This is a genomic window from Cohnella sp. SGD-V74 (genome assembly GCF_003001675.1).
Taxonomy (GTDB): domain Bacteria; phylum Bacillota; class Bacilli; order Paenibacillales; family Paenibacillaceae; genus Cohnella.
Window position 1 is genome coordinate 182,458 of record NZ_PVYW01000003.1, and the last position, 13,885, is coordinate 196,342.

Below are 13,885 nucleotides of genomic sequence, written 5' to 3' on the forward strand. Positions count from 1 at the left end.
CATTCCGTTATTGTTGCAAGCCGCGAACGTCCTCGGGCCTCAGCGCCATCAGTTCCTGACGTCCCGGCGACGAAGCCGGGTGCTGAGACAGCAGCCGTACCGCCTGATTGCGGATCGCCCGCTCCAGCACGTTCCTGACGAATCTTGCGTTGCTGAAATCGTAGATCGCTTCGGCCTTCTCCTGCATGAGCAGCTGCCTGAGCTTGTAGACGGTTTGCGGCAGCAGCGTATAGTCCCTGTCCTTGGCCATGCCTTCGGCGATCTGGATCAACTGGTCGACCGAATAGTCCGGAAACGTCATCTGAATCGGAAAGCGGGAAGGCAAGCCCGGGTTCGTCATTAAAAACGTCTCGATCTCCAGCGTATAGCCGGCGAGGATAAGCACAAATTGATTCTTAAAATCCTCCATGGCCTTCACCAGCGTATCGATCGCTTCTTTGCCGAAGTCCTTCTCGCCGCCGCGCGCCAAACTGTACGCTTCGTCCACGAACAGCACGCCGCCCAGCGCCTTTTTCACCAGTTCCCGGGTTTTCTGGGCCGTATGCCCGATGTACTCGCCCACGAGATCGGCGCGCTCCACTTCCACGAGATGGCCCTTGGCCAGCAGTCCCATGCTCTGGAACAGCTTCGCGAGCAGCCGGGCTACCGTCGTTTTGCCCGTGCCCGGATTGCCCTTGAAAATCATATGGTACACGTGAGCCTGCGCTTGCAGACTCGCCTCGCTGCGGTACTGCATGATCTGGAGCAGGGCGTAAATCTCGTAGACGAGCTCCTTGATATTGTCCAGCCCGACCAGACGATCCAGTTCCTTCTGCCATTCCGACCACGGGCCGGATTGAGGCAACGCTCTTAGACTGCCCGAATGATCGGCCGCGCTTGCATAGCCGGCCGTCGCTTCCTGGTCCGCATTGCGCAGGATGATGTTAATCTGTCTGGAAGGGCGGGAAGACGAGGCGACAGCCGCCTTGACCTCCGATGCGCCCGCTTTAGCGTTCATCAAGCTTCACCCCGTGAACTCGAGTCGACGATTAGCCGCAATACCAATGTATTCCGTTCGTCCGATCCCTAGTCATAGGAACAGCTTCATGCCCAGCCACTTCGTATAGGCCAGCACTTCGCGCGCTTGATGGTAAGGCACATTCAGCACGTCGGAATCCGTCACGCTGACTTGAACCGGTGACAGCCCGACCTTCTTGGCGATGTCCGCGGCTCTGGAGCCATGATAGTTGTGCGTGACGATGACCGCCGAAGTCCAGTCGTTGGCATCCATAATGTCCTGCGCGAAAATCAGGTTCTCGTACGTGCTCCGGGACTCCGTGTCCAACAGAATCGCCGACTCGGGCACTCCGTTGGCAACGAGATAGTTGCGCATCCCTTCCGCTTCCGTAATCGTCGCGCCGTGCGCGTCCAGCCCGCCGGTGACGATCACGTTGGCGAAAGCGCCTTGCCGGTACAGATCCAGCGCCAAGTCCAGCCGTTCTCGCAGTCCCGGGCTGGGCTGATCGTTCCACAGCCTTGCTCCCAGCACGATGCCGACGTCCGCAGCGATCGGCTTGCCGTCCTTCGGGCTGCCGTCGAACCGGACGACCATCGCGTAGATCGACAGACACCAGACAAGCAGCGCTGCCGCTCCGAGCGCAATGAGCCACAGAATTCTTCGCTTCCATTTGCCGCGTTTGCCGCCTTTAACGGGGCCGAGAGCTGTCTGCATGCCGGGCGGCCTCCCTTCTCCCTGCCGACCGAGCGTCATAGCGGGCTTTTATCCCAGCCCAGCTTGCTCAGCAGCGTCCGGCGATGCTGCAGGCTCAAGTCGAAGTAAGGAAACTTGTTTTGCTGGATCAGGTCCATCAGCCGGGACGCCGTCTTGCGGGCCATCGCGGAATCGCGGGGAGTGATCTCCCCCTCCTCCAGCGCCTCCTCCAGCTCGTCCTCGTCCAGCAGCAGCTTCTCTCCCGTCGGGAGCACAACGATGTCCAAAAACAGATCGTCGAACCAGGGCACCTGCTGATCGGTCAAGCCTTGAATTTTGCAGATGTCGATGTACCACTGCACGACTTGGCCCCGATCGTCGAACATCGTCGTCACGACGAAGTGCTCCCCCTTCGGAAAATGCTGCATCCACAAATATCCGCGGTCCGCCAGACACATCCTTCTCCCGTTGTATTCCTTCCACAACGGGTCGCGCAGCTCATGGATCCGGTACAACGTCACGAATCCCCTGAACTGAGGCTCATCCATAGGTACGCATGCATAGCTCTTCTTCAAAATCCGCCGCCAGTTGGCCCGATCCGAAAATTTACGCTTCATCACGACTTTCCTTTCCGTCCGTTCAACATTAGTAAGCTTGTTTGCTCGCACTGCGCCGTTAGACGGCTTAATCGCGTTGCCCATGGCAACTCCATATAAGAAAAGCTTACCACAAGTTGCCTTCGCTAACCAGTTTGCCTCCGCCCGGCGGAACGCCCGAAAATGAGAAAAAGGACGATACCAGCTAATGAAAGCCGGTATCGTCCTCGTTTTAACGATTCGCAAAGCGCCAAGCCGTTATTCTTTCCGAATCGCCTTCCACAAAACGCGTTTCTCTATCCTGGGGAATGCCGAAGGCGTTTCGCCCCTGAAGCTTGGGTTACGGAACCGTCCCGAACAGCGGAACGGTTTCCGTTTCTTCTCCGACCGCCGGAATGTCCGGGCTCGGACTTTCGGTCGCGACCGGAGGAGGAACCTCCTCCGAAGGCGTCGGAGAAGGCGTTGGCGACTCGCCGGGAACCTCGATCGGCGGCTCTGTCGTCTCGGTCGGCTCGCCGGTTTCTTCCGGAGGCACGGTCTCTTCGGTTTCCTCCGGCGGAGGCGTCGTCTCCATGCCGGACGTCACTGTGATCGTCTGCTGCTCGGAAGGCTCGCTCTCCAGACCCGTGGACTGCTGGTACGCGGTCACGTAGTAGGTGTACGTCTGGTCCGGCAGCAGCGCCATATCGTCGTACGCCGTACCGTCGGCCACCTCGGCCATCATTCTGAACTCCGCTTCGCTTGCTTCCTTGCGGTAGATGCGATACGAAATCCCTTCCCCTTGCACCGCGGACCACATCAGCTCGACGCTGATTGTCTCCGGGGAGTACGACACGAGCAAGCCGCTTACGGGGTCCAGCTTCTGCTCCTCTTCCTCCTTCACTCCGGAAGGCACGGGGAAGCTCTTTTTCTTGTAGTTCTCCAGCACCTTGGACATGACCGCGGAGAACATCGAGGCCGCCTGACCGCTGCTTCCGTCGAGCAGATGATCCTTATCGGTCTTGTCGTAGCCGAACCAGACGGCCGCAGTCAGCTCCGGCGTATATCCGACGAACCAGACGTCGCGGTTTTTGCTCGTCTTCAGATTCGGAATGCCCGCTTGCGTCGTTCCCGTCTTGCCGACGACGGTGCGTCCGCTGATGGCCGCCCTCGTTCCGGTTCCGCCCTTCTGCACGACGCCGGAAAGCAGTTCCGTCATGTAATGAGCGGTCGTCTCCTTCATGACCTGCTCGGGCTTATCGTCGAATTGATGGATCACCTTGCCGTTGACGTCCTCGATCTTCACAATGCTGTGCGGCTCGTACAGCTTCCCGCCGTTGGCGAAAGCCGAGTAGGCCCGAGCCATCTGCAGCGGGGTGACGCCGTGCGTAAGTCCGCCCAGCGCGATGGACAGGTTGCGATCTTCCGGTCCAAGCTCGATGCCGAGGTTTTTGGCAAACTTCAGTCCGTTGCCGATACCGATCTCGTTGAGCAGCCAGACGGCCGAGATGTTGCGCGATTCCTTGATCGCCTGACTCATCGGGATTGCGCCCAAATACTGATTGCGGTTGGAGTTGGACGGGCAGTAATCGCCGAAGCATTGCTTCACGTCCTGAACGATCGACCATGGGAAAAAGTCCCCGGACTCGAGCGCCGGCCCGTAATCGATAATCGGCTTGAACGACGAACCCGGCTGCCGTTGCTTGACTGCGCGGTTCCAGCCTTGTGCTTCGTAGTCTCTGCCGCCGACCATCGCCACGAGCGAGCCGTCGTACTGGTTCATAATGACCATCGCGCCCTGAACTTTCTGGTCGTCCACGCTCTTCTCGAAGCGCTCGTCGTTGGCGAATTCCTGCTCCGCGATCGCTTGCGCCTTCGTATCGATCGTAGTCGTAATGATGTAGCCGGCGCTGCGCAGCTCCTCCTCGGTGAGATTCGTCTTCTCCTGAGCTTCATCAAGCACGTAATCGAGGAACGCCAAATATTTTTGGTCAACCTTGCTCGCCTTGGACGGCTTATAGACTTGTTTGGCCGCGGCTTCCTTTTCCTTCTCGCTAATAAGTCCCTGATCGTACATCAGCTTCAGCACGACCGCGCGCCGTTCCATCGATTTCTCCGGATTGCGGATCGGGTTGTACGTGTTCGGAGCCTTCGGCATGCCGGCCAGCGTGGCGATCTGCCACAGCTCCAGATCCTCCAGATTTTCCACGTCGAAATAGTACTTGGCCGCCGTCTTGATGCCGTATTGGCCTTTGCCGAAGTAAATCCGGTTCAAGTACAGCTCCAAAATTTCCGGCTTCGTCATCTTCTGCTCCAGCGCGAGCGCGATGGACGCTTCCGTGCCTTTGCGGAACAGCGTCTTGTCCGCGTTCAGGAACAGGTTCTTGGCAAGCTGCTGCGTAATCGTGCTGGCGCCTTCGACCGCGCTGCGGGCGATCACGTCCTTGACGAGCGCGCGTCCGATGCCGAGCAGATCGACGCCGTTATGGTCGTAGAAACGCTTGTCCTCGGTGGCGACGAACGCGTCCTGCACGAGCTTCGGAATTTCCCCGATCGGCGCGAACTCCCGGTTGCCTTCATGGTTGTACAGCTTGGCCACTTCGTTGCCATTGCGATCGACGACGATCGATGCCTTATCCAGATTCAATTTGTTGATATTGGCGTTAAGAATGCGTTCCCCGTTCAAAATAACGAGCAAGTAACCGACGACCGCGCACACGATCGCAATCAGGGCGATGAAAAACAGCCATACGAGCGCGAGCTTCTTTCTTCCCTTGCGGGGACGCTTGCCTTTTCCATTCCCGTTGCCCTTGCCTTTGCTGCCGGTCTTGCCGCCTCTCTCCATGCTGCCCGATCGGCTTGGAACTGTCGGATGGTTCATCTGTGTCTCCCCTTCTATCCGTTTCTCTCTCTACATAGGTTGAACCTGTGGTCAGAAGTCCATTACATTCCGAAAGGAATGGCTTTGCCGGCTTCAGACAGGTTGTTTTGAGTTTCTTCGATCGATAAGACCTATATAGGCAAGAAACTCAAAGCCAAAACTCGCGGACAAAACCATTTCCTTTCTCCATTGCATTGGGTTTTGTGATACAGCTTCGGTTCAACCTGTATAGTCTCTAATCTGCCCAGCTTTTAGAGGTTGTTCAAAAAGTCCGCTTTTGATCACGAAGCATCCCAGGAAGTAGACTCGACATCGAATCTTGAATTCAGCCGTCTCTTCCGGTGCTCACGTAGCTTCCACTACGCTTTACTAGCGTTCCTCATCAACGGTCTTCATCCAATCTTCTTGGTGCTGAAAACCGAACTTGTTGAACTCTCACTATAAAGAAAGAACAACCCGGTTAGCGGGTTGCCCAAGTGCCGGCCTATTCTCTTAGACGCGTATGGCTGGGGAAAAGTTTCACTCGACCTCGTCGCGAGGACGGCGGATCAGTTGTCCGTTCCGCTGTCCTGCTGCATGAGGGAGACGTTGCGCTGAGGCATAAACGTGCTGATCGCATGCTTATACACCATTTGCTGGCGTCCCTCGCTGTCGATGACGATGGTGAAGTTGTCAAACGCGCGGACGATGCCGCGGATTTGAAACCCGTTGGTCAAATAAACAGTGACCGGAATGCTGTCTTTGCGAAGTTGATTGAGAAAGGTATCCTGGATGTTAATGGACTTGTTCATTGGCCGTAAACCCCCATCGCCACTAATATTTATGAACAAATATATTCAATATCAATCTGAAACTTTCCTGCTATTATAGCACATATCCTTTGGAAAAGGGCGCTGTTTTTTGCATCGCCGCCCACTTCCGCCCATTCGAGCCCCTGCATATGGCGAAACCAGCTTAACTGACGCTTCGCAAAATGCCTCGTATCCCGCTTAAGAATCGTCACCGCATCCTCGTAAGAAGTCTCTCCTGCCAAGTAAGCGGCGATCTCCTTGTAGCCGAGTCCGCGCATCGATACGGAGCCTCGCGGCACGCCCGCGTCAAGCAATCCGCGCACTTCTTCCACCAGTCCGGCTTCCAGCATCAGATCGACCCTCGCGTCGATTCGCCTGTACAGCTCGTCCCGGTCCATCGTCAGCCCGATCAGGCACAGCTTGTAAGGCGATTTCTTCTCCTCGCCCCTGGATTGGCTCTGCGCTTCGGACAGCGGCTTGCCGGTCAGCTTGAACACCTCGAGCGCGCGGATAATCCGGCCCTCGTCGTTCGGGTGCAGCTTGGCCGCCGTGACCGGATCGACTTCCGCCAGCTTGCCGTGCAGCGCCTGCGCGCCTTTCTCGGCGGCGTACGCCCTCATCTCCGCCCGGTACGCCTCGTCCGCTCCGAAATCCTGGAAACGAAAGCCGTAGCAGACGGACTCCACATATAATCCCGTCCCCCCCACGATAAACGGCAATCGGCCGCGACTGTGGATCTCCTTGATGGCATCGGTGCACAAGCTCTGAAACTCCGAAACGGAAAAAGGATGCTCCGGGTCGCGGATGTCGATGAGATGGTGCGGCACGCCCTCCATCTCTTCCGGCCGCAGCTTGGCCGTCCCGATGTCCATTCCCCGGTATACCTGCATCGAATCGCCGCTGATGATTTCCGCGTTCAGCGCCTTGGCCAGCTTCAGGCTGAGGGCGGTTTTGCCGACGGCGGTCGGCCCGACAAGCACGAGCAGCGGCGGACGCTTGTCTTCTTCTTCATTACTCAACGTCAATCACTCCGTATGCGACGGCGGACGAGGACGATTTGACCAGCCGGAAGCCGAGCTGCTCGAACCTCCCGCTGTCGCGATGGTCTTTAAGAACGACTTTGCTGCGGGCGACCCGCCGCGCCTCCCGGACGGATTCTTCCGTAAGCGGGCTGTGGGCGGCCCAGGCGCGCAGCGGGCTGATCGCGCTCGAAGCGGTCACCGGCTTCTCGAACATCGGATCGAAGTAGACGATGTCGGCGCTGTCGTCCGGCAAGCGAGAGAGCCATTCCTCGTAGCTGGCATGAACGGCTTCGATGGCGCGCATCGCCCGATCGGCGTCGGCAATGCCCGTCTCGTACGTTCGCAGTCCCTCCCGCACGACGACATGCACCTTAAGCACCGCTTCCAGCGCCGTGACTTTGCCCGTTTCGCCCACCGCGTAGCTGAACATGAGAGAATCCGAGCATAGCCCCGCCGTGCAGTCGATCACCGTATCCCCCGCCTTGACGCCGGACACCTCCAGCAGCGTGTCCCGTCCTCCCGCCAGCAAGCCCTTGATTCTGACAAGCGCCATGCTCGGGTGAAAATAAAACGGCGGCTCCTCCCCGGCGATCAGCCTGATGTCCCTCGGGCCGACGACAAGCGCCTCTTGGTCTCCAGCCGCCGTCTGCAGCGAGCGAATCGTCCGCGTTCCTCTGGGCGCATAAGCGCCTCCGAGTTCGGCCGCGAGCCGAACGGCCCGCTCAATCTCTTGGGCGGTCGGTCGCTGGGAAGTCGTTACGATCAAGACGTCACCCGCTTAAACATTTTCTCAAGCTCGTACGTGCTGAAGCTGACGACGATCGGCCTTCCGTGCGGGCAGGTGTAAGGCTGCTTGCACGCGGCCAGCCGCTCGAGCAGCTTCTCGCCGGATTCCCTCGTCAGCGCCTGATTGGCTTTGATCGACGCCTTGCACGAGCACATGATCGCCGCTTTCTCCCGCAGCACGCGCAGATCGACGCTTTTCTCCTCGATGATCCATTCCGCCATCTCGCGAACGATCGCCGCTTCGTCGCCGGACGGGAACCAATGGGGCACCGCCCTTATGATAAAGGTATTGCCCCCGAAATCCTCCATATATACGCCCGCGCTCTCGAAAGCCGCAAGCCGTCCGCGCAGCACGGCGCATTCGTCCGGAGCGAACTCCAGCGTCACCGGGAGCAGCAGCTCCTGGCTCGCTTCCTCCGGCCGGCCGAATTTATCGTAATAGTACTCGTAGTGAATGCGCTCGTGAGCGGCGTGCTGGTCGATCAGATAAAGGCCGTTCGGATTCTGCGCGACGATATACGTACCGTGCAGCTGCCCGACCCAGCCGAGCTCCGGAAACTCCGGAACGGCGGGCCGAACGTCAGGCGCGGCGAACGCGCTCTTCCATACTTCGGACGGAATAGGATCGGCCGAGGCCGTCGCGGCCGGCCAAACGGTCGACGAGCGAGATTGCGGCTGGCTCGCCTGCGGCCGGTCGTATCGGGAACCCGCCTGAGGTCCGGCGGAAGGAGCATTCCGCTCCGTCGACACCGGAGTGGACCGAGGCCCGTCCCCCGATGCCGGCGACGGGGGCGTCTGCCAGTCGTAAGCCGCCGCCGTCTCCTTGACGGAGACTTCGCCGGACTGCCGCTCCTCCGGTTCGCGTGAACGCTGCGAGGCATCTGCCGGCGGTTCCGGCAGCGGCGCTTGCGCCGGTTCGGCTTCCTCCCTTGCGGGCGGAAGCTGGAACCGGATCTGCTCCTGCACCCACACGTTCGTCTTCGGAGTCCGCACGGCCGCGCCCGACGGGATGTACGTCTGCGTGCTTAGCGCCTTCTTGATCGCGCTCTCCACGAAAGCGCGCAGCTCGGGCTCCTTGCTGAAGCGCACCTCCAGCTTGGCGGGATGAACGTTGACGTCCACGAGCGTCGGGTGCATCCGCAAGTCGAGCACGGCGAGCGGATAGCGATGCAGCGGCAGCAGCGTATGATAAGCCTGCAGCAGCGGCTGCATGACCGCCTGGCTGCGAACGTACCGCCCGTTGACGAGCACGGTCAGCGCGTTGCGGTTCGCCCTCGTCTCCGTCGGCATGGCGATCAGCCCGGAGATCGAATAGTCGGGATTTTCGTCCCTCACCTCGATCATCGCTTTCGCCGAAGCCGTTCCGTAGATCGCCGCCACCACCTGGCGAAGGTCGCCGGTTCCCGGCGTGCGCAGCAGCACGTTGCCGTTGTGCGAGAAAGTAAACGCGATATCCGGTCTGGCGAGCGCCTGCCGGTAGACGATATCGGACAAGTGACCCAGCTCCGTCTGGATCGTCTTCATGTATTTCAGGCGAGCAGGCGTATTGTAGAAAATCTCTTTGACGACCATCTCCGTGCCCTTGGGCGCGTTCGTCTCGCGATTGGCGGCCACCGCGCCGGCCTCGATCTCGAGCAGGCTGCCCAGCCCGCTGTCGTCCGTCGCGCTGACGCACTTGACCTTGGCGACCGCCGCGATACTCGGCAGCGCCTCTCCTCGAAAGCCGAGCGTGGCGATCTGGAACAAGTCTTTGTCGGTCGATATTTTACTCGTGGCATGCCGCTGGAAAGCGATCAGCATATCGTCCGGCTGAATGCCGCCGCCGTTGTCCGCTACCCGAAGCAGCTGCAAGCCGCCTTCCTCCGCGGATACGTCGATCCGGCTCGCGCCGGCGTCGACGGCGTTCTCGATCAGCTCCTTCAGCACGGAAGCCGGCCGTTCGACGACCTCTCCCGCGGCAATCTGGTTCGCCAGATGTTCGTCGAGCGGGCGAATGATTCCCATACCGTCCTCCTCCTTTCCTTACCCTGTCCAGCTCTGCGATTACCGCGATCCCAGCTTCAGCGTCTCGCCGGACGCCGAGAAAGTGACGCCTTTGAACCATTTCGCCAGCAGACGGACATCGATGCTCGTACGTCCGTCCTTGATTTTAACGCGGGAGTCGGTTGCCTTGATCGTCTCTTTCTGACTGCCTTTGGTCAGCGTATACGTGCGGCTCTTGGCGTCGTATGTCAGCTTGGCGCCTGCAATCTCGGTGCCGAGCTTCAAGTTGACATACCACAGATTGCCTTCCTTCCTCGCGGCGTCGGGCTGCGACATACGCACGCCGTTTAACGTCAGGATGCCCTTGTTCCAGCTGACGGCCAGCTTCGTGCCGCCGGCGAGGCGGAAAGCGCCAATCAACTGCTCGGCGGCTCCGCTCACCGTCAGATCCGGAGTCAGGCCGACCTGGTCCACCTTTTTCCCCTTGGGGGTGTAGTATTCTTGAATCGTTACTTTCAGCACGCCGCCGCTCTTGAGCGGAATAAGCGACTGAACGACGCCTTTGCCGTAAGTCTTCGTGCCGACGAGCTGCCCAACGCCGTAATCCCGCAGCGCGCCCGACAGCAATTCCGATGCGCTTGCCGTGTTGCCGTTGACGAGCACGACGACCTCATACGGTCTTGACGTTCCGGAGATGGACAGCGGCTCGTCGTGTCCGTTGCGGTCTCTCATGTGCGCCAGTACGCCTTCCTTGACGAACAACCCGGCGACCTCTTGCGCAGCGCTGACATAGCCGCCGCCGTTGTTGCGCAAATCGAGCACGAGCGAAGCAAGACCGTTCTTCTCGAGCTTCTCCAGCTCGCGCTTCACCTCTTTGCCGGCTTCGGAAGTAAAGCTGGTCAACGCCAAATAGCCGATGCCTTGATCAAGCATTTTGGTCGAAACGACCGGCACGTGCACCTGCTTGCGCGTAATCTTGAATTTGAGTTCCTTGCCGCTGCGGGACACCGTAAGCGCCACGACCGTTCCTTCCTCGCCGCGAAGCTCCTTCTGAATGTCGGCCATCGTTTTTCCTGCGAACGACTTCCCGTCCGCGGCGACGAGCAGATCGCCCGCCAGAATGCCGACCGACGATGCCGGACTGTCCGCGATCACGTCCTCGACGTAGATTTTCCCCTTCTCTTCCATCATAACGATGCCGATGCCGACGAACGTCTGCTCCAGTTCAGAGCTGTAGGCCTTCCATTCCTGGTCGTCAAAATACTGCGTGTACGGATCGTCCAGAGAGTCGACCATCTCGTCGATTTCCTTGTCCGCCAGCGCCGAATCGTCCGGACTTTTCAGATGATACTGCTCGAGCAGCCCCCTGACTTCCTCAACCTGTTGGGCGCTTGCGCCAAGAGCTGCGGGAACATATGCGAAAAATAACGAGAACGTTAGCAGAAGTACGATGGAATGCTTGATTTTCCTGATCAGGTTCATGACGCTCCCCCGCTTTCCGTCAATTGGTTTCTTGCGTCGTTCAGCCATTCCAACGCCTGCATCGGCGTCATTCTCATGACGTCGAGCTTTCTGAGCTTGTCCAGCACCTTGTCCGCCGCGGGCGGTCTGGCCGGCTTGGGCTGCGGCGCTTCCTCGGGGAACAGGCTGAGCTGCACGATCGGCTGCGGAGTCGGTTCCCCGGAGGCTGCCGCCGCTTCTTGCGCCGCTTGCTGTGCGGCCTGCGGCTTCGGCGGCTCGGCTGCGGCCGGCGCCGAATCCCGATCGTTCAGCAGCGAATACGCTCTGGAGACGATCGTCTCCGGCAAGCCGGCGAGCTGCGCGCAATAGATGCCGTAGCTGGAATCCGCCGCGCCGGGCACGAGCTTGCGCAGAAACGTGACGCCGTCCGCGCTCTCGCGAACCGCCATGCAGCCGTTGCGAAGGCCCTCAAGCGACGACTCGAGATGAGCCAGCTCGTGAAAATGCGTCGAGACGAGCGCTTTGCAGCCGATATGATGATGCACGTATTCGATGACCGCCTGCGCGATCGCCATTCCTTCGTCCGTCGACGTTCCGCGTCCAAGCTCGTCGATGATGATCAAGCTGCGCGAAGTCGCCTGCTCGGTCATGACCTGGATGTCCTTCATCTCGACCATGAACGTGCTCTGGCCGCCGACCAGATCGTCCGCCGCCCCGATCCGGGTGAAAATCCGGTCGACGAACGGCAGCACCGCCCGGCGAGCCGGCACGAAGCAGCCGATCTGGGCCATGAGACAGATCATCGCCACCTGGCGCATGTATGTGCTCTTGCCGGCCATGTTTGGCCCGGTGATGAGCAGAATCGAGCCGTCTTCCCCGGTGAGCGAAGTGTCGTTGGCGATAAACACGCCGTTCTCGTTCACCGATTCGACGACCGGGTGGCGTCCTTCTTCGATAATGAGATCGTAGCCGTCGCCGTCAGTCCAGCTCGGGCGCGTATAGCGGCGCTCGGCGCTCGCTTCGGCGAACGATTGCAGCACGTCAAGCGACGCGACGCTCTCCGCCAGCCGCTGCAGCCGCGACATCTGTCCCGCGATCCGGTCGCGAAGGGCGATGAACGTCTCGTATTCGAGGTCGAACATCCGGTCTTCCGCTTCCAGGATGAGCGCTTCCTTCTCCTTCAGCTCGGGCGTGACGAACCGCTCGGCGTTGGCCAGCGTCTGCTTTCTCTCGTAACGGCCTTCCGGCAAGCTCGTCAAATTCGCTCGGGTTACTTCCAAATAGTAGCCGAACACTTTGTTAAAGCCGATCTTGAGCGACTTGATGCCCGTCGCTTCGCGTTCGCGCCGTTCCAGCTCGGCGATCCATTGCTTGCCGTTCTGGCTCGCTTCCCGCAGCTCGTCGAGTTTCGCGTCGTACCCGGGGCGAATAATGCCGCCGTCCTTCAGCGTCGTCGGAGGCTCGTCCGCGATGGCCGCCTCGATGGCGTCGGCGATATCTTCGCAGGCGTCCATGCCCTGCGCGAGGGAATCGAGCGGGGCCGCATTGAGGCTTTCGCACAGCGCTTGAACGGCGGGAACTCGCCTGAGCGAGTTTTTGAGCGCGTTCAGATCCCGGGCGTTGGCCGTCCCGTAAGCGATTCGTCCGGCAAGACGTTCGAGGTCGTACACTTCGCCGAGTTCGTCCCTCAGCTCCTTGCGCTTGATCCAATCCTTGTTGAGCGCCTCGACCGCATCAAGCCGGCGCTCCGTCTCCTCGCGGCTGAGCAGCGGCTGGTCGATCCAGCGCTTGAGCAGCCGCGCGCCCATTGCCGTACGGGTGCGGTCCAGCAGCCCGAGCAGCGAGCCTTTGCGGGAGCGGTCGCGAATCGTCTCCGTCAGCTCAAGGTTGCGGCGGGTAAAGGCGTCGAGCGACATATAAGCTTCCGTATCGTAAGCTTTAACCGCGCGCAAATGCGCGAGCGATCTCTTCTGCGTCTCTTCCAAATAAGTGACGAGACGCGACACGGCCAGCTGCCGCACCGGCTCGTGCGCGCTCCACGGCTCGTCCGGGAATTGCGCGGCCAGCTTGCCTGTCTCGGCTTCCTCGCGCACCGTCGTCGACAGAGTGCGCCCCGCCGGATGCAGCGTCTCGCGAATCGCCGCGATCGCCGCTTCGTCCCCGACCGCTTCCGACGGCCGGTACACGTTCAGCACGTTGTTGATCTCTTCGGGCGACAGCGCGAACGAGGTCAAATACAGCTCCCCGGTCGTCAGGTCGCAAGCCGCGACGCCGAGACGTCCCCCTTGCGAAGCCGCCCCGACGATAAAATTGTTGGACGCGTCGCCGACCAGCTTCGCGTCCATCACCGTTCCCGGCGTCACGATGCGCACGATCTCGCGCCGGACGACGCCCTTCGTGCTGGCCGGGTCTTCGACCTGCTCGCATACGGCGACTTTGTAGCCTTTTTCTACTAATCTAGCTATGTATCCTTCCGCGGAATGGTGGGGAACTCCGCACATCGGAACCCGTTCCTCCATCCCGGCGCCTCGTCCGGTCAGCGTAATCTCCAATTCTCTCGACGCCGTGATCGCGTCTTCGAAAAACATTTCATAGAAATCGCCCAAGCGGAAAAACAGCAAAGCGTCCTTCGCCGTCGCTTTGACGGATAAATATTGCTCCATCATGGGGGTATATCCAGCCATGGTCTTCCTCCC

Annotated in this window: 10 protein-coding genes; all 10 read right to left on the minus strand. The window is 59.9% G+C overall.

Annotated elements, in window-relative coordinates; genetic code table 11:
* Nucleotides 1-7: 7 nt before the first annotated feature.
* Nucleotides 8-997: an AAA family ATPase gene (locus B0G52_RS05770; protein ID WP_094042582.1), complete on the minus strand. Its 990-nt coding sequence runs from the start codon at nt 995-997 to the stop codon at nt 8-10.
* Nucleotides 998-1,069: 72 nt separating this feature from the next.
* Nucleotides 1,070-1,711, minus strand: a complete 642-nt coding sequence (locus B0G52_RS05775; protein WP_094042583.1) for a YdcF family protein — start codon at nt 1,709-1,711, stop codon at nt 1,070-1,072.
* A 35-nt stretch (nt 1,712-1,746) separates the two neighbouring features.
* Complete coding sequence (locus B0G52_RS05780) at nt 1,747-2,307, minus strand: ribonuclease FAU-1 family protein (RefSeq protein WP_094042584.1); 561 nt, start codon at nt 2,305-2,307, stop codon at nt 1,747-1,749.
* A gap of 319 nt (nt 2,308-2,626) precedes the next feature.
* Complete coding sequence (locus B0G52_RS05785) at nt 2,627-5,146, minus strand: PBP1A family penicillin-binding protein (protein ID WP_233162405.1); 2,520 nt, start codon at nt 5,144-5,146, stop codon at nt 2,627-2,629.
* A 548-nt stretch (nt 5,147-5,694) separates the two neighbouring features.
* Complete coding sequence (hfq, locus tag B0G52_RS05790; protein WP_094042585.1) at nt 5,695-5,937, minus strand: RNA chaperone Hfq; 243 nt, start codon at nt 5,935-5,937, stop codon at nt 5,695-5,697.
* A gap of 29 nt (nt 5,938-5,966) precedes the next feature.
* Nucleotides 5,967-6,956, minus strand: a complete 990-nt coding sequence (gene miaA / locus B0G52_RS05795; RefSeq protein WP_094042586.1) for a tRNA (adenosine(37)-N6)-dimethylallyltransferase MiaA — start codon at nt 6,954-6,956, stop codon at nt 5,967-5,969.
* Entirely contained in the window at nt 6,949-7,725 is a 777-nt protein-coding gene (locus B0G52_RS05800) for a class I SAM-dependent methyltransferase (protein WP_094042587.1), read from the minus strand. Before B0G52_RS05800 ends, miaA begins: the two co-directional genes overlap by 8 nt.
* Nucleotides 7,722-9,749: a DNA mismatch repair endonuclease MutL gene (gene mutL / locus B0G52_RS05805; protein WP_094042588.1), complete on the minus strand. Its 2,028-nt coding sequence runs from the start codon at nt 9,747-9,749 to the stop codon at nt 7,722-7,724. Before mutL ends, B0G52_RS05800 begins: the two co-directional genes overlap by 4 nt.
* Nucleotides 9,750-9,788: 39 nt before the next feature.
* The gene (locus tag B0G52_RS05810; RefSeq protein WP_158223600.1) at nt 9,789-11,210 is read right to left on the minus strand and encodes a S41 family peptidase; all 1,422 of its coding nucleotides are present in this window, start codon (nt 11,208-11,210) and stop codon (nt 9,789-9,791) included.
* Entirely contained in the window at nt 11,207-13,873 is a 2,667-nt protein-coding gene (gene mutS / locus B0G52_RS05815) for a DNA mismatch repair protein MutS (protein ID WP_094042590.1), read from the minus strand. Before mutS ends, B0G52_RS05810 begins: the two co-directional genes overlap by 4 nt.
* Between the last annotated feature and the right edge of the window lie 12 nt (nt 13,874-13,885).

Excerpts from the sequence above, each read along its gene's own strand:
- mutS (WP_094042590.1), bottom strand. The coding sequence starts at position 13,873 with ATGGCTGGATATACCCCCATGATGGAGCAATATTTATCCGTCAAAGCG.
- B0G52_RS05775 (WP_094042583.1), bottom strand. The coding sequence starts at position 1,711 with ATGCAGACAGCTCTCGGCCCCGTTAAAGGCGGCAAACGCGGCAAATGG.
- B0G52_RS05785 (WP_233162405.1), bottom strand. The coding sequence starts at position 5,146 with ATGAACCATCCGACAGTTCCAAGCCGATCGGGCAGCATGGAGAGAGGC.
- B0G52_RS05770 (WP_094042582.1), bottom strand. The coding sequence starts at position 997 with ATGAACGCTAAAGCGGGCGCATCGGAGGTCAAGGCGGCTGTCGCCTCG.
- B0G52_RS05780 (WP_094042584.1), bottom strand. The coding sequence starts at position 2,307 with ATGAAGCGTAAATTTTCGGATCGGGCCAACTGGCGGCGGATTTTGAAG.
- hfq (WP_094042585.1), bottom strand. The coding sequence starts at position 5,937 with ATGAACAAGTCCATTAACATCCAGGATACCTTTCTCAATCAACTTCGC.
- mutL (WP_094042588.1), bottom strand. The coding sequence starts at position 9,749 with ATGGGAATCATTCGCCCGCTCGACGAACATCTGGCGAACCAGATTGCC.
- B0G52_RS05810 (WP_158223600.1), bottom strand. The coding sequence starts at position 11,210 with ATGAACCTGATCAGGAAAATCAAGCATTCCATCGTACTTCTGCTAACG.